This window comes from Actinocrinis sp., from assembly GCF_035938995.1.
Lineage (GTDB): Bacteria > Actinomycetota > Actinomycetes > Streptomycetales > Catenulisporaceae > DASZGI01.
In genome coordinates this window covers 1-22,188 of the sequence record NZ_DASZGI010000151.1, presented here as the reverse complement: position 1 = coordinate 22,188, position 22,188 = coordinate 1, and the positions used below count along the sequence as shown (strand labels likewise).

General features: G+C 68.4%; 20 protein-coding genes and 1 pseudogene. 7 read left to right on the top strand and 14 right to left on the bottom strand.

Going from position 1 to position 22,188, the window contains the following annotated elements; translation table 11 throughout:
* Positions 1 to 83: 83 nt before the first annotated feature.
* The 10 genes and pseudogenes from VGZ32_RS10725 to VGZ32_RS10680 form a co-directional block, all read right to left on the bottom strand.
* A complete protein-coding gene (locus VGZ32_RS10725; protein ID WP_326885779.1) occupies positions 84 to 1,685 on the bottom strand; it encodes an NADH-quinone oxidoreductase subunit N in 1,602 nt (533 codons plus the stop codon).
* 2 nt (positions 1,686 to 1,687) lie between these two features.
* On the bottom strand, positions 1,688 to 3,205 hold the full coding sequence (locus VGZ32_RS10720; RefSeq protein WP_326885778.1) for an NADH-quinone oxidoreductase subunit M: 1,518 nt from the start codon (positions 3,203 to 3,205) through the stop codon (positions 1,688 to 1,690).
* On the bottom strand, positions 3,205 to 5,079 hold the full coding sequence (locus VGZ32_RS10715) for an NADH-quinone oxidoreductase subunit L (RefSeq protein WP_326885777.1): 1,875 nt from the start codon (positions 5,077 to 5,079) through the stop codon (positions 3,205 to 3,207). The genes VGZ32_RS10720 and VGZ32_RS10715 overlap by 1 nt, the downstream gene beginning before the upstream one ends.
* Positions 5,076 to 5,471, bottom strand: a complete 396-nt coding sequence (gene nuoK, locus VGZ32_RS10710) for an NADH-quinone oxidoreductase subunit NuoK (protein WP_326885776.1) — start codon at positions 5,469 to 5,471, stop codon at positions 5,076 to 5,078. The genes VGZ32_RS10715 and nuoK overlap by 4 nt, the downstream gene beginning before the upstream one ends.
* Positions 5,471 to 6,115: an NADH-quinone oxidoreductase subunit J gene (locus VGZ32_RS10705; protein ID WP_326885775.1), complete on the bottom strand. Its 645-nt coding sequence runs from the start codon at positions 6,113 to 6,115 to the stop codon at positions 5,471 to 5,473. The genes nuoK and VGZ32_RS10705 overlap by 1 nt, the downstream gene beginning before the upstream one ends.
* Positions 6,112 to 6,687: a NuoI/complex I 23 kDa subunit family protein gene (locus tag VGZ32_RS10700; protein WP_326885774.1), complete on the bottom strand. Its 576-nt coding sequence runs from the start codon at positions 6,685 to 6,687 to the stop codon at positions 6,112 to 6,114. The genes VGZ32_RS10705 and VGZ32_RS10700 overlap by 4 nt, the downstream gene beginning before the upstream one ends.
* On the bottom strand, positions 6,684 to 7,640 hold the full coding sequence (locus VGZ32_RS10695; RefSeq protein ID WP_326885773.1) for a complex I subunit 1 family protein: 957 nt from the start codon (positions 7,638 to 7,640) through the stop codon (positions 6,684 to 6,686). The genes VGZ32_RS10700 and VGZ32_RS10695 overlap by 4 nt, the downstream gene beginning before the upstream one ends.
* Positions 7,637 to 8,332, bottom strand: coding sequence for an NADH-quinone oxidoreductase subunit C (locus VGZ32_RS10690; RefSeq protein ID WP_326885772.1), 696 nt, complete (start codon positions 8,330 to 8,332; stop codon positions 7,637 to 7,639). The genes VGZ32_RS10695 and VGZ32_RS10690 overlap by 4 nt, the downstream gene beginning before the upstream one ends.
* 316 nt (positions 8,333 to 8,648) lie before the next feature.
* Positions 8,649 to 9,281, bottom strand: a pseudogene (locus VGZ32_RS28680) (NADH-quinone oxidoreductase subunit B); the annotation flags it as partial.
* 41 nt (positions 9,282 to 9,322) lie between these two features.
* On the bottom strand, positions 9,323 to 9,715 hold the full coding sequence (locus VGZ32_RS10680; protein ID WP_349263561.1) for an NADH-quinone oxidoreductase subunit A: 393 nt from the start codon (positions 9,713 to 9,715) through the stop codon (positions 9,323 to 9,325).
* A gap of 521 nt (positions 9,716 to 10,236) precedes the next feature.
* Here VGZ32_RS10680 and VGZ32_RS10675 point away from each other — a divergent pair.
* From VGZ32_RS10675 to rarD, 5 genes are all read left to right on the top strand, one after another.
* A complete protein-coding gene (locus VGZ32_RS10675) occupies positions 10,237 to 10,791 on the top strand; it encodes a hypothetical protein (protein WP_326885769.1) in 555 nt (184 codons plus the stop codon).
* Positions 10,792 to 10,944: 153 nt separating this feature from the next.
* Positions 10,945 to 12,837: a 2-oxoacid:acceptor oxidoreductase subunit alpha gene (locus tag VGZ32_RS10670; protein ID WP_326885768.1), complete on the top strand. Its 1,893-nt coding sequence runs from the start codon at positions 10,945 to 10,947 to the stop codon at positions 12,835 to 12,837.
* 154 nt (positions 12,838 to 12,991) lie between these two features.
* Complete coding sequence (locus VGZ32_RS10665) at positions 12,992 to 13,975, top strand: 2-oxoacid:ferredoxin oxidoreductase subunit beta (RefSeq protein WP_349263560.1); 984 nt, start codon at positions 12,992 to 12,994, stop codon at positions 13,973 to 13,975.
* Between the two features lie 355 nt (positions 13,976 to 14,330).
* Positions 14,331 to 16,787, top strand: a complete 2,457-nt coding sequence (locus tag VGZ32_RS10660) for an amino acid permease (protein WP_326885766.1) — start codon at positions 14,331 to 14,333, stop codon at positions 16,785 to 16,787.
* 91 nt (positions 16,788 to 16,878) lie between these two features.
* On the top strand, positions 16,879 to 17,964 hold the full coding sequence (gene rarD, locus VGZ32_RS10655) for an EamA family transporter RarD (protein WP_326885765.1): 1,086 nt from the start codon (positions 16,879 to 16,881) through the stop codon (positions 17,962 to 17,964).
* Positions 17,965 to 17,984: 20 nt separating this feature from the next.
* Here the strand turns inward: rarD and VGZ32_RS10650 are convergent, their stop codons facing one another.
* Positions 17,985 to 18,692: a permease prefix domain 1-containing protein gene (locus tag VGZ32_RS10650; protein WP_326885764.1), complete on the bottom strand. Its 708-nt coding sequence runs from the start codon at positions 18,690 to 18,692 to the stop codon at positions 17,985 to 17,987.
* On the bottom strand, positions 18,689 to 19,030 hold the full coding sequence (locus VGZ32_RS10645; protein ID WP_326885763.1) for a PadR family transcriptional regulator: 342 nt from the start codon (positions 19,028 to 19,030) through the stop codon (positions 18,689 to 18,691). The genes VGZ32_RS10650 and VGZ32_RS10645 overlap by 4 nt, the downstream gene beginning before the upstream one ends.
* A 221-nt stretch (positions 19,031 to 19,251) precedes the next feature.
* Between VGZ32_RS10645 and VGZ32_RS10640 the strand changes: the two genes are divergently transcribed.
* A complete protein-coding gene (locus VGZ32_RS10640) occupies positions 19,252 to 19,794 on the top strand; it encodes an isoprenylcysteine carboxylmethyltransferase family protein (RefSeq protein WP_326885762.1) in 543 nt (180 codons plus the stop codon).
* A gap of 99 nt (positions 19,795 to 19,893) precedes the next feature.
* Here the strand turns inward: VGZ32_RS10640 and VGZ32_RS10635 are convergent, their stop codons facing one another.
* Complete coding sequence (locus VGZ32_RS10635; protein WP_326885761.1) at positions 19,894 to 20,679, bottom strand: class I SAM-dependent methyltransferase; 786 nt, start codon at positions 20,677 to 20,679, stop codon at positions 19,894 to 19,896.
* A 432-nt stretch (positions 20,680 to 21,111) separates the two neighbouring features.
* Positions 21,112 to 21,513: a hypothetical protein gene (locus VGZ32_RS10630; RefSeq protein ID WP_326885760.1), complete on the bottom strand. Its 402-nt coding sequence runs from the start codon at positions 21,511 to 21,513 to the stop codon at positions 21,112 to 21,114.
* 85 nt (positions 21,514 to 21,598) lie between these two features.
* Between VGZ32_RS10630 and VGZ32_RS10625 the strand changes: the two genes are divergently transcribed.
* Positions 21,599 to 21,721 (top strand): hypothetical protein, encoded by a 123-nt coding sequence (locus VGZ32_RS10625; RefSeq protein ID WP_326885759.1) that lies wholly within the window; start codon positions 21,599 to 21,601, stop codon positions 21,719 to 21,721.
* Positions 21,722 to 22,188: the final 467 nt, after the last annotated feature.

Genomic DNA, 22,188 nt, shown 5'->3' with positions numbered 1-22,188 from the left:
GTCACATCCAGCCCAACGACCGGACGATCACTGCGGTTCCCGAAGTACTTGGCCAGACCTTCAGCCTGGCCGGTACCCGGTACTCAGCGCAGGGTCAGCGCGTCCAGGGCGGGGTTGGGCCAGAGCGAGAAGACCACGGCGAGGACGAGGGCGATCGCCACCGCAAGACGCGGCGCGATCGGCAGCGGGATCGGGCGGATCACCGTCCCCGCGCCCCCTCCCTCAGCGCCGCTTCCTACGACGCCGCCGAGCGCGGCGGCGGTTTCCGGTCCGCCCGCCGGAATGGACGCCACAGTCGGGCCGGCGAACAGCAGGGCAGCCCACCGCAGGTAGTAGTACAAGGCGATGACCACGTTCACCGCCATGATCGCGGCGAGCCAGACGAGGTTGCCCGAAACGGCCGCCTTGAACACCGCGACCTTGGCGAACAGGCCCATCACGCCGGGCGGCAGGCCGGCCAGGCACAGCAGGAAGAAGGCCATCGGCAGGGCGAGCTGCGGGTTGTCGCGGTACAGCCCCCGGTAGCGGGAGAGCTGTCCGCCGGAACCGTCCGTCGCCAGCGTGCTGACCACGCCGAAGGCGCCCAGGTTCATGACGGTGTACAGCACGAGGTAGGCCACCGACGCGCCGACCGCCGGGCCGAGAGCGTTCGCCGAGACGATCGCCGTCGTCGAGTACGGCGCCCCGTCCCACGAGGTCACGGCAAGCGGCACGAGCACGTACCCTGCCTGCGCGACCGTGGACCAGGCCAGCAGCCGCACCGCGGAGCGCTGCCTGAGCGCGATCATGTTGCCTACGCTCATCGTCACCGCGGCGAGAACGGCGATGAGCGTGGCGACCGAGGGCAGGTAGCTGCGGAACGCGATCTCGACGGTCAGAATCAGCCCAGCGAACCCTGCGGCCTTCGACACGACCGACAGATATGCGGCGACCGGGACCGGGGCGCCCGCGTACACCTCAGGCGTCCAGAAGTGGAAGGGCACCGCGGAGATCTTGAAGCCGAAGCCGACGAGGGTAAGCACCGCGGCGACTGCGAATACGGGGGCGTGGAAGCCCGTCGCCGCCATCGTCCGCTGGATCCCGGCGAAGTACACCGACCCGGTCGTGCCGTAGACCAGTGAGATGCCGAAGAGCATGATCGCCGTGGAGGCGACCGACATCAGGAAGAACTTCAGCGCCGCCTCTCCCCCGGCCCGGCGGCCGAAGCCGACCAGCGCGAAGGCGGGCAGCGACAGGGTCTCCAGCGCGACGGTCACCGAGACGAAGTCGCGCGCGGCGACGAGGACCAGCGCCCCGGTCAGCGAGCTGAGCAGGAGGAAGTGATACTCGCCGAAGGGGACGTCGTACTTGCGCGGCGCCATCAGCACGACCAGCAGGGTGGCCGCGAGCGCCAGCGTCTGCAGCGTCAGCGAGAGGTTGTCCACCGAGTACGAGCACAGCCCGATGCGTGCCGAGGCCGCGCCGTTGAGGCAGAACGTCTGCCGGGGTTGCGAGGTGCGCTCTGCCCAGAGCACGGTCTGCGCGACGAGCGCCGCGACCAGGATCCCGGCAGCCCCCCACGACAGCAGCGGCCGGTCGATGTCGTCCAGGAAGAGGTCCGCGACGAGCAGGATCAGCGCGCCGCCGGCGACGATGAGGACCGGCAGGATCGCGGTGAAGTCGATCGACTGGATGGCGGCGGACATGGCTAGCGGGCCCCTCCCAGCAGGTTGTGGACGGCCGGGTCGGCCAGCGCCAGGATCACCGCGGGCCAGAGCCCGGCCACCAGGGTGAGCCCGGCCAGCGGCGTCCAGCTGATCAGCTCACGCGGCGTCAGATCCGGCACCTGCGCGTAGTGCAGGTCCGGGACGGCGTCGCCCGGCAGGCCCATGCACAGGCGCCGCACGACCATCAGAAGATATGCCGCGGTGAGGACCATCCCGAGCCCCGCGAACACCAGCAGCAGGTGGAACCCGGCGCCCGGCAGCCCGTTCGCGGGTTTCACCGCGCCGATCATCGCATAAGCCTCGCCCCAGAACCCGGCCAGGCCCGGCAGTCCGAGCGAGGCCATCGCGGCGAAGGCGATCAGCACGCCGAAGCGGCGGGCGCGTTCGTAGAGCCCGCGGCCGAGCGCGTACAGCTCCGTGGTGCCCGTGCGCTCCTTGAACCCGCCCGCGATGAAGAACAGCAGACCGGTGATCAGGCCGTGCGCGACCGAGGCGAACAGCGCGCCGTCGATGCCGATCCGGGTCAGCGTCGCGATGCCGAGCAGCACGAAGCCCATGTGCCCGACCGACGAATAAGCCACCAAGCGCTTGAAGTCGCCACCGCGCCTTACCTGTGCCATGCACGCCAGTGCGCCGTAGACGATGCCGACGGTCCCAAAGGCACCGAGCGCCATGGCGTAGTGGTGCGCGCCTTCAGGCACCATTCCGACGCCGATCCGGATGAAGCCGTAGGTGCCCATCTTCAGCAACACGCCGGCGAGCAGGACCGAACCGGTGGTCGGCGCGGAGGTGTGCGCGTCGGGGAGCCAGGTGTGCAGCGGCCACATCGGGGTCTTGACCGCGAAGCCGAGGCCGACCAGGAGGAACGCGGCGGCCTGGACCGAGGCGGTCATGCCGGCCCCGTGCTGCCGGGACAGCGCGACCATGTCGAAGGTGCCGGTCTTGGCGTGGATGAGCAGGAAGCCGAGCAGCATCAGCGCCGAGCCGAGCAGGGTGTACAGGATGAACTTGTTCGCCGCGCGCCGCCGCTCGCCGGTGCCCCATTTGAGGATCAGGCCGTACATCGGGATCAGCACGATCTCGAAGAAGATGAAGAACAGCAGCAGGTCCTGCGCGACGAAGGTGCCGACCATGCCGATTTCGAGCAGCAGGAGCAGCGCCGTGTACGCCCGCCCGGACTCGTCCTTAGTCGTCGTGCGCGCGCTGTAGAGAAGGCAGAGCGCTGTAAGCAGCGTGGTCAGCAGGAGCAGCGGGAACGAGATGCCGTCGATGCCGACGTGGAAGTGCAGATCGAAGGCCGGAACCCAGGATCGGTTGACCTCGCCCTGCATCTGGCCCGGATGGTTGTAGTCGAACAGCGGGAGCAGCACGAGCGAGAGCAGGAAGACGAGCGTGCCTACGGCGGCGCCGATCCGCGCGGACTGGGCGACGGGGACACAGTAGAGCCCGATGATGCCTGCGGCCGGGATGATGAGCAGGAGCACGAGCAACGTGGCCATCAGCGCACCTGCCCGGCGAAGACGATGGCGATGACGATCACTCCGCTGAACAGGGCGGTGAGATAAAGCTGGATGTTGCCGGTCTGTACACGCCGCATCAGGCCGCCGAGCCCTCGGGCGCTGATCCCCGCGCCGCGCACGTACGCGTCGATGACTTCGGTGTCGAGGAACGCGATGACGCGCGCCAGCGCTCTGGTTGGCTGTACGAGCACGAGGTCGATCACGTCGTCGACGTAGAAGCCCTCGAGCGCCGCGTTACGCAGTGGGCCGAGCATGACGGCCGGATCCGCTTGTGGGTCGCGTCTCCACCTGTCCCAGACCACTGTCGCCGAGAGCGCCGCGAGCACGAACCCGAGCAGCGACGTGAGCCCTTCCGGGCGCAGGTCCGGGGACACCGTGGCGGAGATCGCCTCGCCGTAATAGCCGCCGATCCAGGATCCAAAGAAACCCTGGCCGAGCGCGATGAAGCCGAAGACCGCGGCCGGGACGGCCAGCACGATCAGCGGGACGAGTTCGGTGCTCGGCGCCTCGACGCGGCTGTCCGCCGGTGAGGCTTCGGGGAACGGCCCGAAGAACATCTTCAGCCACAGCCGGGTGGCGTAGGCCGCCGTCAGGGCGATCGTGATCATCCCGAAGATCGCGACGATCCGGCCCGGCGCGGCGAACTCCCCGGAGGCGTTCCAGGCCGCGCCGAGGATCGCCTCCTTGGAGAACCAGCCGGAGAACAGGGGGACGCCGACCAGCGAGGCGAGCGCGATCGTCATGGTCCAGAAGGTGATCGGCAGCCGGTAGCGCAGCCCGCCCATCGCGGACATCTCGTTGGAGCCGACCCGGTGGATGATGACTCCGGCGCCGAGGAACAGCAGGGCCTTGAAGGCGCCGTGAGTCAGCAGATGGAACACCGCGGCCGAGCGCCCGCCGACCGCGAGGCCGCCGAGCATGTAGGCCAACTGACTGACCGTCGAATACGCCAGCACCCGCTTGACGTCCGTCTGGGCGAACGCGGCGAGCGCGGAGCCGACCATGGTGATCGCCGCGATGACCGCCATGAGGATCAGCACGCCCGGCGCCGCGATGAAGACGGGGTAAAGCAGCGCGACGAGGTACATCCCGGCGGCGACCATCGTCGCGGCGTGGATGAGCGCGCTGATGGGTGTCGGGCCGGCCATCGCGTCGGGCAGCCAGGAGTGCAGCGGGAACTGCGCGGACTTGCCGACCACGCCGCACAGCAGCAGCGTCGCGATCAGCGGGGCGTAGCGCAGCTGCCCTGAGGCGACGTAGTTCAGCACGCTGTCGACGCGGAACGTCCCGGCTTGGACGCCCAGGATCGCGATGCCGATCAGGAACGGCACGTCGCCGGTCTTGGTGACCAGGAAGGCTTTGATCGCGGCGTAGCGGGCGTCGCGGCGTTCCCAGTAGTGGCCGATCAGGAAGTAGGAGCAGGCGCCCATGACTTCCCAGCCGACCAGCAACACGATCAGATCGTCGGAGAATACGACCAACAGCATCGCGGCGGTGAACAAGGACACCAGCGCGGCGTACGTCGAATAGCGCTTGTCGTGCTTCATGTAGGTGAGCGAGTACACCTGCACGCACAGCGCGACGACTGTGACCAGGATGGCGACCTGTGCCGAGAGCCCGGTGACGCGGGTGCCGAGCCAGAGGGTGTACGAGCCGGCCGGGGTCAGGCTGGTGGCGGCGACCGAGGCTCCGTCGGTCCCGTGCTCGGCGAGCACCACGAGCGAGGTGAACAGCGCGACGGCCGTCGGCGCCACGGACCAGAACTGGGCGTGCCACCGGTCCCGGCCCCCGGCGAAGGTCGCGGCCGAGCCGATCGCCGGCAGCGCGATGGTCAGCAGGGCGAAGACGTTCACCGGACCGCCCCCGCCGCGTTCGGCGCGGACCCGGCGTTGGCCGGCTCGGCGCTCGCTCCGCCCGCGTCGTCGGTCGGGCCGCGCAGCGGTTCCGCGAGCACGCGCTGCTCGTCCACGGAGGCGGTGCCGCGCTGCCTATAGATCATCAGCACGATGGCGAGGCCTAGGCCGGTCTCGGCGGCGGCGATCGTGATCACGAAGAGGGTGAAGACCTGTCCGACGTTGTACTGGTCGCGGATCAGCGAGCCGAACGCGATGAGGTTGACGGTGACCGCGTTGAGCAGCAGTTCGATCGCCATCAGGATGGTGATCGCGTTGCGGCGGGCGAGGACGCCGTAGAGGCCGATCGCGAACAGCAGGGCCCCGAGCAGGAGCGGGTAGACGGCATGCATCAGTCGTCGGCCTCGGCTCCCTGGTTGGCTGTCGTGCTCGCTACGAGAGCAGCGCTCGGCGCGATGGGCTCCAGGACGGGCCCCGACTCAAGAGCGGTGCTCCACTCGGAGGCGCCCTCGGCCCGGCCGCGCCGGGAGATCACGATCGCGCCGACCAGCGCCGCGAGCAGCAGCACGGACAGCGTCTCGAACGGCAGGACCCAGTACTTGAACAGCGCCGCGCCGTTCGCCGCCGCGGTGCCTTGGGCGATTGCGGCATGCGAGTCGATCCAGACGTTGTGGTACGCGTCGACCAGCACGGTGACCAGCACCCCGGTCGCCCCCGCCGCGACGAGCGCAGCGGGCAGCTTGTGTTTCACGTCCAACTCGGTCGTCGGTCCGATCGGCGCCTTGGTGAGCACCAGCCCGAACAGGATGAGCACGACGACCGCGCCGACGTAGATCAGGATCTGCACCCAGGCGACCAGTTCCGCGCCGAGCAGCAGGTATTCGCCCGCGATCGATCCGAGGCTGACCACCAGCCACAGCGCGGCGTGCATCAGGTTCTGCACGGTGACCACGAGTAGCGCGGAGCCGACGGTGATCAGGCCGATCAGGACGAAGGCGATCTCCACCCCGGTGGGCGAGAGGTACGAGTGGTTCACCCGTCCCCCTCCGGTCCCGGCGTCCCGGCCTCCTGCGCAGCCCGGCCCGAGTCGGCCAGCCGCTTGGCCGCCGCCTTCTGCGCCAGGGCGACCTCTTTGGGCTCTTCGGCCCTGTCGTCGAGGGCGACCGGCGCGGGCACGGAGGCGACCCACTGGCCGAGCCGGTCCTTGTCGTGCAGGAGGTTCTTGATGTCGAAATCCGCGTACTCGAACTCCGGGGACCACTCGAGCGCGTCGAAGGGGCAGACCTCGATGCAGATCCCGCAGTACATGCACAGCGAGAAGTCGATGTCGAAGCGGTCCAGCATGTTGCGGGTGCGGTCGCGGCCGCCCCCGGGCGGTGCGGGGATGGTCTCCTTGTGCGAGTCGATGTAGATGCACCAGTCGGGGCATTCGCGCGCGCACAGCATGCAGACGGTGCAGTTCTCCTCGATCAGCGCGATGACGCCGCGGCTGCGCGGCGGCAGCACCGGCGCCTGGTCCGGATACTGGACCGTGTGCGACCGGCGGGTCATCGTCTTGAACGTGGTGGCCAGTCCCTTGACCAGGCCGGATCCGGGATACTCGGTCACAGCACCTTCACCACCCCGGTGAGCGCGATTTGGGCGAGGGACAGCGGGATGAGCCACGTCCAGGCGAGCTTCTGCAGCTGGTCTTCGCGCAGCCGCGGGTAGCTGACTCTCAGCCAGATCACCACGAACGCCAGGACGAAGGTCTTGATCAGGGTCCACAGCCAGCCGAGGTGGGCGCTGAACGGGCCGTGCCAGCCGCCGAGGAACAGGATCGCGGTCAGCAGGCACAGCACGACGATCCCGGCGTACTCGGCGAGCAGGAAGAACGCGAAGCGCAGCCCGGTGTACTCGGTGTACGCGCCGAAGATGATCTCCGAGTCGGCGACCGGCATGTCGAACGGCGGGCGCTGGAGTTCGGCGAGGCCGGCGGTGAAGAACACGAACCCGCCGACGATCTGCCAGGGCAGCCAGTACCAGTGCCAGTTGTCGAGGATCCCGTCCAGCGACACCGTTCCGGCGGCCATCGCGACCGACGCGGCGGACAGCAGCAGGGGCAGCTCATAGGCCATCAGCTGGGCGGCGGTGCGGATGCCGCCGAGCAGCGAGTACTTGTTCGCGCTGGCCCAGCCGCCCATCAGGGTGCCGAGCACGCCGACGCCCATGACCGCCAGGACGAAGAAGAGCCCGAGGTCGAGCGCGACGCCGACCTGGCTGCCCGGCCCGATCGGGATCGTCACCAGCACGATCAGGTAAGGCAGCAGCGCGACGGCCGGGGCGATCTGGAAGACCGCGCGGTCGGCGGCGGCCGGGACCACGGACTCCTTCTGGGCGAACTTGACGCCGTCGGCGATCAGCTGCGCCCAGCCGTGGAAGCCGCCCGCCTCCATCGGGCCGAGGCGCCCCTGCATGTGCGCCATCGCCTTGTGCTCCATCTGGCCCACGACGAGCGGCACGAGGAGGAAGAAGCCGAGGATGACGACGAGCCGCAGGACGACTTCGAGCCACCAGTTCACGCGTCGCCCCCATCCGCGTTCGCGCCGCCCCGGCCGTTCTGGGTCGGGGCGTCGGTGCCGCCGTCCGGCTCGGCCGTTCCCAACGGCTTGAGCCATTCGTCTCCTGGCACGCCCGGCGGGAGCATCCGGCGGCGTCCCGGCGAGGCTCTGCGGTGGTCGTGGTCGGATTCGCCGGGCTCCTTCGCCCCGGGCCACGCCTTGACCACCCGCGAGGCCAGGATGAAGTCCTTGCGCAGCGGGTGGCCCTCGAAGCCGTCCGGCAGGAGCAGCGGCTTGAGGTCGGGGTGCCCGTCGAACACGACGCCGAACATCTCGTATGTCTCGCGCTCGTGCCAGTTGGCGCCGCGGTACACCGTCGTCGCGGTCGGCAGCTGTGCCTTATCGCGCGGCACCCGCGTCTTGAGCAGGATGCCCTGTCCACGCGAGAGCCGCGCCGAGTCCTCCGCGGCGCATACGAACGCGGCGATCGTGTAGCCGTCCTCGAGCTCGTCTACACCGGTCAGCCAGTCGAAGTAGGTCGCACCTAGGGCGTCGCGGGCGGCGGTCAGCGCGGCGATCCACTGCTCCGGAGGGACGGTCGCGGTCGTCCGGCCGAAGTTGGCCTCGAACTGCGCAGTGCCGCCGGTCGCGGTGCCGAGCTCGCGCGCGACGGTCTCGAGGACGGACCCTCCCGCACCGGTCTCAGCGCTCATCGTCGTCGTACTCCCACTCCTGGTCGTGGGCCGCTTTGTCGAACAGCGACAGGCCGTGGTCGCGGGCGCGGCGCAGCTCGCGGAAGTATCGGCGACGCGGCACCTTGACCACTGGAAGTTCGGTCGTGCGCGCGGCCGGGTCGATCTGCGGCGGGCGGACCGTGTCGAGCTCGACCGTGGGCGGCAGGTCCGGCAGCGGCGCCGTGGCCGCCGGCGCAGTTCCGTTCGACACCGGCCCGCTCAACGCCGGCCCGTTCGCACTCGGCGCCGCCGGTGCCCGCGTCTGCTGGACCGGCTCCGGTTCGGACGCCGGGATCGGAACCGTGGGCGCTTCAGGAGCGATCGGCCGCGGTTGGGTCTGCGGCGGCGCGCTCAGCTTCGGCTTACGCTGCTTAGGCGTCCTGGGTATGCGGCCGCCACCGCCGGTGCGCCGGACGCTGTTGGAGTCCGCTTCGCCCGTACCTTCTGCGGCGATCTTCTCCTGGAGCTTGATGATCCCCTGGAGCAGCGCCTCCGGACGCGGCGGGCACCCGGGCACGTACACGTCGACCGGGATCACCTGGTCGATGCCCTTGGTCACCGCGTAGGAGTCCCAGTACGGGCCGCCGCAGTTGGCGCACGCCCCGAACGAGATGACGTACTTGGGCTCGGGCATCTGCTCGTAGAGGCGCTTGACCGCCGGCGCCATCTTGTCGGTGACCGTGCCCGACACGACCATGAGGTCGGCCTGGCGCGGGCCGGGGGCGAACGGGATCACGCCCAGCCGGATGAAGTCGTGCCGGGCCATCGACGCGGCGATGAACTCGATCGCGCAGCAGGCCAGCCCGAAGTTGAACACCCACAGCGAATAGCGGCGGCCCCAGTTGAGCACGACCTTCATCGGTTTGGGCGCCGCGTCGTACGCCATCCCGAAGGAGCGTTCGGGCGCGCCGACCGCCGGGATGCCCAAAGCGACCGGGCCGTTCTGCGGCCCGGCACCGTGCTGCCCGTTCAGAGCCACGTCAGTACGCCCTTCTTATAGGCGTAGAGGATCCCGACCGCGAGGAATCCGATGAAGACGAACATCTCGACGAGGGTAGTGGCGCCGAAACCCGGCGCCGCGAAGACCGTCGCCCAGGGGAACAGGTAGACCGAGTCCACCGCGAAGATGACGTACAGGAAGGCGTAGATGTAGTAGCGGACCTGCGTGTGGGCCCAGCCCTCGCCTACCGGGTCGACGCCGCACTCGTAGGTCAGCAGTTTCTCGCGGGTCGGCCGGGCCGGCGCCAGCATCCGGTTCGCCGCGAACGCGACCGTCACGAACGCGATGCCGAGCAGAAGGACCATGCCGACGATCGAATAACCGGAGTAATAGGTGGTGCCGCTCGGGCCGCCGAATCCCATGCCGTATCCGCCTGCTCTCGCGCGTCCGTTCTCCGCCCGCGTGGCCGGTCGCCTCGCGTGCGCCCGGTTTCCACGGGTACTCACCTAAGGACAGCATCCATGCCCTTGAAGCCCGCTCGTCGCACAAGGGTACTCGGCTCGTGAGGTACGCCAGCGCAGCCGTCCAGGGAGTAGGCCGTCCGAGGTCGGCCGCGTCTCGCCGCAGTTGTTGGCACATCTGTACAGAGCGCACGGCGCCGACGCGCCCCCGGAAGGCGTCGTCTGTTTCGACGAACTATCACCCACTCGTCTGTTCATCCGCGAGCACAGCGGGTTATCGTCGGAGCACGGAGCTCGCACTGCGGGCTCTGATACGGGATGACACGACGGCTACGGGGACCCTTGCCATGTCGAACACACCATCCGCTCCACTGACCCGACCAGCCCCACCCGACCTGGCTGACCGGTTCGCGCCACTCCAGCGAGCCGCGTCTGATGATCAGACCGCGGAGCCCAGGGCATTCTCACCAGCCGCACGGGGCGTGGCTCTCGAGAACCCGGCGACGCGCGCGGCCCACCTGAAGGGCACGCGGTTCTACGTCGGCGGTGCGCTGATCACGACCCTCGCCGTGGTCTTGGCCGAGCTGGTCGCGCACGGGCGGCGGCAGCACGAGATGCCGCTCTGGCTCACGCTCACGGGGATATCGATCCTGTGGCTGCTTCTGGTCATCCACTCCGAGTGGTGCACCGAGCGGCACCAGTACCACGCGTTTCTGCGCCGCTATCCGTGGGCCAGCTACTATGCGTGGTTCGGCGCTTACCGAGGGCCAGATCCGGCACCGGGCGCCGACAACGACCGGTACGTCCACGTCTACTTGTTCGACGTGCACACCGGCGAGCCGCTCAGCTCGCTCGTCACCGCGCGCACGCTGGTTCCGTGGGCCCGCACCAGCATGACGGTGTGGCTCAGCGGCGACCCGGCGACCGGCGGAGTGCTGGCAGCGCCGGGCGGGGGCGGCCGGCTGGCCCTGGCGATGCCCGACGCGGCGCAGCTCATCGAGAAGATCGACCGCCTGCCGCTCATCTCGCTCCTTTGATCGCTCACCGCCGGTAAGACCCGCGGTTTCGACGGCTCCTGACTCTTGGCGGGCGTAGAATCGCCTCGGCGGAACGTGGTAGCGACCACGTTCTATCGGAGATCGAGGCGGCGATCCCAGACTGTTCCGACCTGGAAGGTCTAAGGAGGCTCGGTGACGGGCGAGGCGATCGACGAGAAGCGTGTCCGGCCGGTCGAGCGGATCGGCGACGTAGTGATCAGGATCGCGGGGGACTCGGGCGACGGGATGCAGTTGACCGGTGACCGCTTCACCTCCGAGACGGCGGCTTACGGCAACGACCTGTCCACTCTTCCGAACTTCCCGGCGGAGATCCGCGCACCGGCCGGCACCCTGCCCGGGGTGTCCAGCTTCCAGGTGCACTTCGCCGACCACGACATCCTGACCCCGGGCGACTCGCCGGACGTGCTGGTGGCGATGAACCCGGCTGCGCTGAAGGCGAACATGTCGGACATGCGGCGCGGCGCGACGATCATCGTCAACACGGACGAGTTCACCCCGCGGGCGCTGGCGAAGGTCGGCTACGCGAGCAATCCGCTCGAGGACGGATCGCTGTCCAGCTACCACGTGCACGAAGTGGCGCTGACCTCTTCGACCGTGAAGGCGTTGGAAGAGCACCCGCTCAGCCGTAAGGAGGCCGAGCGGGCGAAGAACATGTACGCTCTCGGCCTGCTGTCGTGGCTGTACCACCGGCCGACCGAGCGGACGCTGGCGTTCCTGGAGACCAAGTTCGCCAAGCGCCCCGACATCGCGGCCGCGAACCGGGCCGCGTTCCAGGCGGGTTGGAACTTCGGCGAGACCACCGAGGATTTCGAGGTCTCCTACCAGGTCGCCCCGGCCTCGCTGCCGCCCGGCACGTACCGCAACATCTCCGGGAACCAGGCGCTGGCGTACGGCCTCGTCGCGGCCTCGCGCCGGGCCGCCCTGCCGCTGTTCCTCGGCTCGTACCCGATCACACCGGCCTCCGACATCCTGCACGAGCTGTCGAAGCACAAGGCCTTCGGCGTGCGCACGTTCCAGGCCGAGGACGAGATCGCCGGGATCGGCGCGGCCCTCGGCGCGTCGTTCGGCGGCTCGCTCGGGGTGACCACCACCTCCGGCCCCGGTGTCGCGCTCAAGTCCGAGACCGTCGGCCTGGCCGTCTCGCTCGAGCTGCCGCTGTTGATCTGCGACATCCAGCGCGGCGGCCCGTCCACCGGACTGCCGACCAAGACCGAGCAGTCGGACCTGCTGCAGGCGATGTTCGGGCGCAACGGCGAGGCCCCGGTGCCGGTCCTGGCGCCCCGCTCGCCGGCCGACTGCTTCGACACCGCGCTCGAGGCGGCTCGCATCGCGCTGACCTACCGGACCCCGGTGTTCCTGCTCTCGGACGGATACCTCGCCAACGGCTCAGAGCCCTGGCGGGTGCCGACCGAGGAGGACCTGCCCGACCTGCGGGTGGAGTTCGCGACCGCGTCGCAGGACGGTTCGCCGTTCCTGCCCTACCAGCGCGACCCCGAGACGCTGGCCCGCCCGTGGGCCGTCCCCGGCACCCCCGGCCTCGAGCACCGCATCGGCGGCATCGAGAAGGCCGACGGGACCGGCGAGATCTCCTACGACCCGGCCAACCACGACGCGATGGTCCGGCTGCGGGCCGCGAAGGTGGCCGGCATCGCCCGCAACCTCCCGCCGCTGCACGTGGACGACCCGGCCGGGGACGCCGAACTGCTGGTCCTCGGCTGGGGCTCGACTTACGGCCCGATCCAGGCCGCGGCCCGCCGGGTGCGCCGCGAGGGCGGCCGTGTCGCCCATGCCCACCTGCGCCACCTCAACCCGATGCCGCAGGACCTGGGCTGGATCCTGAAGCGCTACCGCAGAGTACTGATCCCGGAGATGAACCTGGGTCAGCTCGCGCTGCTGGTGCGGGCCCGCTACCTGGTCGACGCGGTCGGCTACAACCAGGTGCGCGGCCTGCCGTTCACCTCGCAGGAACTCACCGACGTGATCACGGCGCTGCTCGCGGAAGATGCGGAGGCCACTCATGCTTGATGCCGCTCCGAACGGGCACCCGGGCGCCAACGGCAGCGCGACGGGCAACGGACACAGCGCCGGCGACGGACACACCGGAAACGGGCACGGCGCGGCCACCGTGACCGAGCCGACGTTCCTCCCCCTGGTTCCGCGCAGCTCGGTCAAGCAGGGGATGAAGGACTTCAAGACCGACCAGGAGGTGCGCTGGTGCCCCGGGTGCGGGGACTACGCGATCCTGGCCGCTGTCCAGTCCTTCATGCCGACGCTCGGCCTGGCCCGGGAGAACATCGTGTTCATCTCGGGGATCGGCTGCTCCAGCCGCTTCCCGTACTACATGAACACCTACGGGATGCACTCGATCCACGGCCGCGCCCCCGCGATCGCGACCGGGCTGGCCACCTCCCGTCCGGACCTGTCGGTCTGGGTCGTGACCGGCGACGGCGACGCGCTGTCGATCGGCGGCAACCACCTCATCCACGCGCTACGCCGCAACGTCAATCTGAAGATCCTCTTGTTCAACAACCGGATCTACGGACTCACCAAAGGCCAGTACTCCCCCACGTCAGAACTCGGCAAGGTCACCAAGTCGACGCCGATGGGCTCGCTCGACTACCCGTTCAACCCGGTGTCGCTGGCGCTGGGCGCGGAGGCGACGTTCGTGGCCCGCACGATCGACTCGGACCGCAAGCACTTGACCTCGGTGCTGGACGCCGCGGCCCGGCACCGCGGCACGGCGTTGATCGAGATCTACCAGAACTGCAACATCTTCAACGACGAGGCCTTCGAGACGCTGAAGGACCCGGCGACCCGCGACAGCTACCTCATCCGCCTCGAACACGGCCAGCCCCTGGTCTTCGGCGACCGCAAAGTGGTGCGCCATCCGGAGATCGGGGCCCTCGCCGTGGTCCCGATCAGCGACCCGGCCCCCGCCGTCATCCACGACGTGCACGCCGGCCCCGAGCACGCATTCGCGCTCTCCCGGCTGGCCGATCCCGCCACGCACGACGCCACCCCGATCGGCGTGCTGCGCGACGTGGAGCGACCGGTCTACGACGAACTCATGGAGGGGCAACTGGTCGCCGCCGGACACGGCGAGCGCGAGCCGGACCTCGGCGCCCTGCTGCGCGGAAGCGACACCTGGACGATCGGCGAGTGAGCCGCCGCGCCTGACCACCTCATCGGCGTCCTGGTGCCAATCCGCACCGGGACGCCGCCGCGTCGTAGCCGATCATCCGCCGTTTAACCCGTATAGATCGCGGCCACCAGCCGCCTCCTCAACCGCCCCAAACCCCCGATCCCCACCGCACTCCCCACTTTCTTCCCAGGTCACCATCCCTAGTGAGCTAGGCTCAGCTTTTCTCGCGGCATTCTTACGTTCGTGTAATGCACATAACTGTCCTACAAATGGATAAACGCCTCATCGTGGTGGTAGGACAGTGCCTTGGTGTGGGCATGTATGCCTGCGTGCGCCCAACCGGGGGACGCGCAACGCCTTGGACGGACGGAACCAGATGACCACCTCGACCACGGGGGCGACGCAAGCGGCCGAGGGAACGCCTACACCACCGCCGCCGGCACTCTCGGCCAAGGTGCAGGTGCCGGAGAGCGCGGGCTACCGCTTCAAACGCGCCATGCTCGGCAAACCCCTCGTCAACGACCAGCTCCACGCCGAGAAGCTCTCCCGTCCGATCGCGCTGGGCGTGCTGGCTCCGGACTGCGTGTCCTCCTCCGCATACGGCACCGAGCAGATGCTCACGCAGCTGCTGCCGGTCTTCGGCGCCGCGGGCTTCGCCCTCGTCATGCCGATCACCGGCGTCATCCTCTTCCTGCTGGTCGTGCTGACGCTGTGCTACCGCGACGTGGTGAGCGTCTACACCAGGGCCGGCGGCTCCTACGTCGTCGCCCGCGAGAACTTCGGCGTCAACATCGCCCAGGTCGCCGCAGTCGCGCTGCTGATCGACTACATAGTGACGGTCGCGGTGCAGATCACCGCGGGAACCATCGCGGTCTCCTCCTGGCTCCAGCTGACGTTCAACGTCGACATCACCGGCTGGAGCCTGTGGATCTCGGTGCTCATGATCTGCCTGCTGTGCTACGGCAACCTGCGCGGCATCAGGGAAGCCGGGCGCTCCTTCGCGATCCCGATGTACTTCTACGTCGTCATGATCGGCCTGACCGTAGTGGCCGGGCTGGTCAAGTTCGCGCTCGGCGACCTGCCCAAGGCGAACAACCTGCACCAGCAGAACCTCGGCGTGCTACAACTCGGCCACGACACCCAGACCCTGCTCGCCTTCGCCGCGATCCTCGGGTTACTCAAGGCGTTCGCGAACGGCGGCTCCTCGCTCACCGGTCTCGAGGCCATCTCCAACGGCGTGTCCATTTTCCGCAAGCCGACCGGGGCCAATGCGCGCAAGGCGATGCTCTACATGTCGGTGATGCTGGGCACGCTGGTCCTCGGCATCTCGATCCTGGCCTGGCACGCGCAGACCACGCCATACTCGAGCGGCAGCCCTTCCGTCCTCGCCCAGATCGCCAGCCTGACCTGGGGTCACAACTGGTTCGGCACGGCCATGCTGACGATCGTTCAGCTGGCCACCGCGCTGATCCTCTACACCGGCGGCAACACCTCGTTCAACGGCTTCCCGTTCCTGGCCTCGTTCGTGGCCGAGGACTCCTTCCTGCCGCGGCAGCTGATGCACCGCGGACACCGGCTGGCCTTCTCCAACGGCATCATCATCCTGGCCGCCGTCTCGCTGGCGCTGCTCGTCGGCCTGCAGGGCAACCTGACCCGACTGGTGTCGCTGTACGCGATCGGCGTGTTCACCGGTTTCACCATGGCCGCGGCGGGCCTGTTCAAGTACCACAAGCTGCGCAACGAGAAGGGCCGCACGATCAAGCTATTGATCAACGGCTCCGCGTGCGTGCTGTCCGCCGCCGTGGTGCTGATCTTCGCGACGGTGAAGTTCACCGAGGGCGCGTGGATGGTCGTGGTGGTCTTCCCGATCGGCGTCTTCGCGCTGATCAAGCTGAACGAGCGGTACCGGCGCGAGGCGGCCGCACTCGCGCAGGCCCCGGCCTCCGCCTCACTCCCCACGCTGACCCGCAACACCGTCCTGGTCCTGGTCGACTCGGTCGACCTGGCCGTCATCAAAGCCCTGCGCTACGCCCGGTCGCTGCGCCCGGTCGACCTGCGCGCCGTCCACTTCATGATCGACTCCAAGCACGCCGAGCTCCTGCGCAAGGGCTGGGACAAGTCCGTCGCCGCCGACGTGCCCCTGGAGATCATCGAGGTACCGGACCGAAGGCTGCGCCGGGCCGCGGTGGAGTTGGCCGCGCGCACCTCGGAGGAGAGCGACTCCGAGGTCACCATCCTGCTGCCGCGCCGCTCCTTCCACGCGACCAGCCGCCTGCTGCACGACCGCACGGCCGACGCGATCGCGGGCGCGGTCTCCAAGCTGCCGCACGTCGCGGCCATGATCGTGCCCTTCGACGTGGCCGAGGCGATCGAGGAACTCGAGGCGGCCCGGCGCGAACGCAGCCGGACCCCGAAGAGCGACGCGGTCGGCAACGGCGTCGGGACCGCGGACCCGCGGACCCGCCCGATACGCGCCACGAAGAAGATGCTGCTGGAGTGCGAGCCCGACAACGGCGCTGCGCCCAGCCAGCCCGGTGCGCCGATCCCGATCAACGCGGTGCGCTGGCGCAACCGGGCGACTCTCGAAGGCCGGATCCGCTCGGTATACGTCGGCCCGGTCTCCGGCTCGCCGGCCCTCGAAGCGGAGCTCTACGACGAGACCGGCGGCATCACCCTGGTCTTCCTCGGGCGCCGCACCATCCCGGGGATCGAGCCGGGCGCGAGGATGCGGGTCGAGGGGATGGTCGGCGAGATGGAGGGCTACCTCGCCATGTCCAATCCCTCCTACATGCTGCTCCCCCGTGACGGCGAGCCCGACGAAGAAGACTCCTGACCCACCCGACACCCCGTCTCATCCCACCCACCCCAACGCCACGACCAAATCCCGCGAGCCACGTTGTAAGTAGCACTGTAACCTTGCACCCATGACACCAGGGAGCGCGGCCGAACAGCGTAAGGGGCTCATATTCGGCATCGCGGCCTATGGCATGTGGGGCCTGTTCCCGCTGTACTGGCCGCTGCTCAAGCCGGCGAGCGCCATCGAGATCCTGGCGAACCGGATGGTCTGGTCCCTCGCCGTGGTCGCGTTCCTGCTCACCCTGCGGCGCAACTGGGCGTGGACCGCCGAGGTGCGCCGCAGCCCGCGCAAGCTCCTGCTGCTCGCCGCCGCGGCAATAGTCGTCTCGGTGAACTGGGGCGTGTACATCTGGGGCGTCAATCAGCACGAGGTGGTCGAGACGTCCCTGGGCTACTTCATCAACCCGCTCGTGACGGTGATGTTCGGCGTCGTGATCCTGCGCGAGCGGCTGCGGCCGACCCAGTGGCTCGCGGTCGCCATCGGCGGGGCCGCGATCGTGGAACTCGTCATCGGTTACGGCCACGTCCCCTGGATCGCGTTGACGCTCGCGGCATCCTTCGGCTCCTACGGCCTGTTCAAGAAGCTGGTCGGCGTGCCCGCAGTCGAGTCCATGGCAGTAGAGACGGCGTTCCAGTTCCTGCCCGCGCTCGCCTATCTCAGCTTCCTCCAAACGAGCCACACAGCCGCATTCGGCCACGTGCACTGGACGGTCACCACGCTCCTGGCCCTCGCCGGCGTAGTCACCGCAGTCCCCCTGATCTGCTTCACCGCGGCAGCGAACCGCCTCCCCCTGTCCACCATGGGCCTGCTGCAATTCCTCGCCCCGGTCCTCCAGCTCTCCTGCGGCGTCTTCATCGCCCACGAGACGGTCCCCAACTCAGAATGGGCAGGCTTCGCCATCGTCTGGATCGCGCTCGCCCTGCTCACCTACGACTCGTTCGCCCAGGCCCGCTCACGCCGGCACGCCGTCCCCTCCGCGCCTGTTGACGCTTCGCCTCCGCCTGCGGCTAGCCCGGCGTTCACCGTTACTGAGGCCGACCCGCCCGCCCTCCGCTCCGCGGCGACGCGCCAGTCGCCTCCTCGCCTCGCTGCGGCGGCTCCCGGCGCTGGGACACCCCCACTGCCTCGCGTCGACGTCGAAACGACCACGTAACTGCGGAGCAGTCGACTGGTTCAGGCCAGACTCGCGCGCAGGGCCAGGCAGCGATGCGCGGCGCGGCTGGCGAGCAGTAGGCGGACCAGGCTCGCGACGGCGGCCGCAGCGACTGGGAGCGGGGAGAGCCGCCCCGGGGCGAGGGTCAACTCGGCGGCGAGCAGTACGAGGCCGAGCGCGTCTGCGCCGACCGCCCCGTATCCGGCAACGGCTGCGGCGATCGGGGCGCGGCTTGGCTTCGCGGGAAGCCAGCGGGTCAGTCGGCCAGTGACGGCGATGCCGAGCAAGGCAGCCCAGGCGGTGACCATGGCGGCGACGGCGACCAGGTGGATCCCAACGCCGATCCCAGCCGTCGTCGCCGACCACTGCCAGAGCGCCGCGAGGCGGATGGCGAGGTGACTTGTCGCTGCGGAAACGATCCACAGCGAGCCGACCAAGGGCCCAGTCAGCAGCAGGGCGAACGCCACGCGGCGTGCGTGGCTCGCCGCGATCTCACCCTTGAAGCCGTCGGCGATCTCACCGGGATCGCCGAACTCGAGGACCGCTGCCTGCGCGGCTTCGGCTGGCGACAGTCCGGCGCACTGGTGGCTGTCCGTGGCGTCAAGGAGTCCGGCTCGCAGTTCGGCCACGATGTCGGCATGGACCCTGGCTGAGCCGGGCAACCTCGCCGTGACCTCGGCTAGATAGTCCTCCACTGCGGGCGGGAGGGCTTCCGCCGGCTTGGTCACGACGGACTCACCGCTGGCGCTGCTGGCTGAAGCAGGGCGGAGACCGCCGCGGAGAAGTCGCGCCAGGAACTGCGTTCGGTGTCCAGTGCCCGATGACCCGCCGGGGTGAGCTGGTAGACACGGCGGCGTCGGCCGCTAGCCTCCGACCAGTTCGCCTCGATCAGGCCCGCGCGTTCGAGTCGGTGCAAGGCCGGATACACCGTGCCGGTCGGCAGGTCGACCTGGCCATCGCTGCGCACCCGCAGCGCCTCCATGATCGCGTAGCCGTGCCGTGGGCCGGTCTCCAGCACCGCGAGCAGGATTCCGTCCAGATGACCCTTCAACGTCTCCGCCCTCATGTGTAGCCATGCTACTCTCGAGTCATAGATAGCGACACTACAGGTAGCGTCGCTTCATACTGGTCGAAGCCATAACGCGGCGAAACGCAGAGGCAGACATAAGCAGAGAGACAGAGCTAGCCGCCAAGCCCACCACCAGCGCTCCCGACGGGCCGGTCCCGGCTGCGGCGCGGCAGCCTGGACCGTCGCGGGTGAGCGGCCAAACGGGTGAGGAGAGGTTCATGCGCAAGCCAGCAACGGCGGCCACCAGCGTGACGTGGTTCGTGCTGATGGGCGGCACGTTCGGGTGCCTGATCCCATACCTCAGCGGCGACTGGCATTTTCACCAACCGCTGCCCTACTGGAACATCGCGAGGGCGGTGGGCGTGCTTCTGATCTGCGCGGGCCTGGTCCCAGTGGTGCAGTCGTTCGTCGAGTTCTTCAAGGCGGGCGGCACGCCCGTACCGGTCGCGTCGCCGCCGCGCCTCGTGGTAGACGGGTTCTACCGCTACGTGCGCAACCCCATCTATGTGGGCTTCCTAATCATCCTGATCGGGCAGACACTGCTGACCGGCTCGCTTGGCATGCTGAGGTACACCGTGATCGCCTGGATCATCGGCGCAGCAGCGGTGCGCTTCTACGAGGAGCCCATCCTGTGCCGCAAGTTCGGAGCCGAGTACCAGACGTACCGGCGGGCCGTGCATGCCTGGCTGCCCCGATTGCGCCCATGGACGCCCAGCGAGCAGGGCTCGCCCGTCAGCTGCGACGTCGAACGCCTCGGTTGACGCAACGAAAGACCCCGAATCCGTGAATGCCGAATCATTCATGCGCTCATGCACTCGGCATTCGTGGATTCAGGGCTCCCGACGTATGGCGCGGGTCGATCAGACGCGTCGTGCCTTCCAGACCTCTTCGATCGGCCACTGCCTGGACCATCCCGCGGGAGCGTATGCGAAGGCAGAGTCAGGCGCGTCGTCCGGAGCGAAGATCTCGATCATGTCCTCGACCTCAAAGCCGCTGGCGTGCAACAGCCGGATCATGTCGCTGTGGCCGAGGTGGAATTCCACGGCGCCCTCTGGCCAGGCGATTCGATGCATGCCCCGCTGGGGGCGCAGCATCCGCTCGGTCGGCGGGTCGTTTTCGTCGTCCGGCGCGCAGAGCATCGAGACCACGCTGTTGCACAGGAACGCCAGGCGCCCGCCGGGCCGCAGCAGTCGCGCTGCCTCCGGGATCCACACATCGGGATCGCACCAGATAGCCGCACCGTACTCGCTCACAGCCAGATCGAACGACGCGTCCGGATACGGCACGTGCTCAGCATTGCCGTGCAGCAGCGGGAACTCGAGGCCGTGCTCCGCCTGCAATCGCCGAGCCGTCGCCAGCTGGGCCGCGGAGTTGTCGATCCCTACCGGCCTGGCACCGCGCCGGGCTAACCATGCGCTGACGTACGCGGTCCCGCAGCCGAGCTCGATGACGTCGAGACCGTCGACGTCGTCCGGCAGGAGCGGAACTTCACTCTGCGAGACGTGGAAAACGCCCCATGACGGCTCATTGTGCGCCCACGACCGTTCGCCGGCCGCCACCCACCGATCAGCCATCGCGTCCCAGTGCGCACGATTGGATCGGACGTGTTCGGGCAGCTCGGAGGAGTCGGCATCGATGGAGGTCATGAACGCCATCACAGCGTGTTACGCCAGCGCCGGTCAATTAAATAACTCGGGGCAACGGGGCGGCGGCCCGACATTCCCGAAGCGAATCGCCTGCGCACATCAGGGTTTGGCGCCCTTCCGCTGCTGGGCCTTGGCCGTGGAGTGTGCGACACGGTGATGACCGCTGACCTGTTCGTTCTCTCGTACGGGCGGCCCGCTGACTGACTCTTTCAGAACTCCCACGCAGGAGCGCTGCCCCGGCTCGAGCTATCTTCCGACCGGTTCCCCGACTCCACTACGTGGGCGCGCAGAGAGCTGCGGTCGCGTCGTCGTGAACCTTGCCGCGCGGCCATCGCTCGGCTTCCGGGTCCGAGTTCTCGGCTTCGCAAATGGCTCGGATTACCGCTTGCGGCCCGTCGTTCTCCATCAGGTCAAGCATTGATCGCCAGTCCATCAGGCCATAGCGTTCGACGATGGCTGCTGCGTCTGATCGTCGATCTCACACGTCTTGGAATGACTCGTTGCCACAGCATCGGTGGCCCTTGCGACGCATTCAGCGATCCATACGGGTGGCTCGGCACTGAGTTCGGCGAAGAGCATGGCCCCGAGTGTCCTGCTGAACCAGCGCGCGTCATGAGGGCACGATGCCGTGCCTGGCGGGACTGTGGCACCGTCCAGGAGCACAGCAAGCCTGCTGCTAGCGACGGCGTAGTCCTCCATTCGCGCTGTCAGGTCGCGCGGCCTGGGTGGCGATCGATACGCGCATTGCGAGTCCTGATGCAGCAGCGGCAGCATCACGGCGTTCGTGCTCGTGATCTTCTTGGTCTTCGGGTCAAACGTGCGGTTGATGACCATGGAGAACTGCCGGGTGGAGACCTGCTCGTAAAGGTTGGCGATGTTCTGTGGGGATGTACTCCATGTCGACCGTAAGCTGCATCGAATGGGCCAGAGTGACGAGCTGTTGTCCCGTGACACCGTCTTCGAGCGCGACATACTCACGCTCTCCTGGCCGCTGGGGCGCTTCCACCTGAATGTGGTCGGCGCCGAGGAAGATCCGCTCTAGCGGCGGTCCAGCGTCCTTGAGCTGCGAGACGCGCTCCACTTCCTTGACCACAGTCCATTATCCCGCCTGGCCGTGAACGATTCGGCGTCGGTGCACTGGTACAAGAACCCATCGTAATCCCCCCTTACCAGCCGGATGATCGCTTCGATGGCTGTGAGGGGTCCCTTAGCGAGAGGGGAGGCCACGCGTGAACCGTCCGCTCGATCCGAATCGGCTGATTTTGGCCAGGGGTCTGGCTACGCCGAGGAGCAAGCAAGAGAGTGGGTCGTCATTTGAGAAGTCGAATTCGGCCCGGCCGGTCTCATGTGCAGAAGTACGACGCGATGTGTCGGCGTATCTGCGTGACGCCGAGGTGGACGTACGGGGCGTGGACGTGGCTGTCGCGGTTGTAGCGGAGCTCTTCACCAATGCATTGATTCATCATGAAGTCCACGGCGACGAACACGTGGACGTAGCCGTCCGCGTCT

Excerpts from the sequence above, each read along its gene's own strand:
- VGZ32_RS10630 (WP_326885760.1), bottom strand. The coding sequence starts at position 21,513 with ATGGTCATCAACCGCACGTTTGACCCGAAGACCAAGAAGATCACGAGC.
- rarD (WP_326885765.1), top strand. The coding sequence starts at position 16,879 with ATGACACCAGGGAGCGCGGCCGAACAGCGTAAGGGGCTCATATTCGGC.
- nuoK (WP_326885776.1), bottom strand. The coding sequence starts at position 5,471 with ATGCATGCCGTCTACCCGCTCCTGCTCGGGGCCCTGCTGTTCGCGATC.
- VGZ32_RS10690 (WP_326885772.1), bottom strand. The coding sequence starts at position 8,332 with ATGAGCGCTGAGACCGGTGCGGGAGGGTCCGTCCTCGAGACCGTCGCG.
- VGZ32_RS10665 (WP_349263560.1), top strand. The coding sequence starts at position 12,992 with ATGAAGGACTTCAAGACCGACCAGGAGGTGCGCTGGTGCCCCGGGTGC.
- VGZ32_RS10640 (WP_326885762.1), top strand. The coding sequence starts at position 19,252 with ATGCGCAAGCCAGCAACGGCGGCCACCAGCGTGACGTGGTTCGTGCTG.
- VGZ32_RS10625 (WP_326885759.1), top strand. The coding sequence starts at position 21,599 with ATGGGCCAGAGTGACGAGCTGTTGTCCCGTGACACCGTCTTCGAGCGC.
- VGZ32_RS10635 (WP_326885761.1), bottom strand. The coding sequence starts at position 20,679 with ATGACCTCCATCGATGCCGACTCCTCCGAGCTGCCCGAACACGTCCGA.
- VGZ32_RS10725 (WP_326885779.1), bottom strand. The coding sequence starts at position 1,685 with ATGTCCGCCGCCATCCAGTCGATCGACTTCACCGCGATCCTGCCGGTC.
- VGZ32_RS10720 (WP_326885778.1), bottom strand. The coding sequence starts at position 3,205 with ATGGCCACGTTGCTCGTGCTCCTGCTCATCATCCCGGCCGCAGGCATC.
- VGZ32_RS10660 (WP_326885766.1), top strand. The coding sequence starts at position 14,331 with ATGACCACCTCGACCACGGGGGCGACGCAAGCGGCCGAGGGAACGCCT.
- VGZ32_RS10680 (WP_349263561.1), bottom strand. The coding sequence starts at position 9,715 with ATGGGATTCGGCGGCCCGAGCGGCACCACCTATTACTCCGGTTATTCG.
- VGZ32_RS10645 (WP_326885763.1), bottom strand. The coding sequence starts at position 19,030 with ATGAGGGCGGAGACGTTGAAGGGTCATCTGGACGGAATCCTGCTCGCG.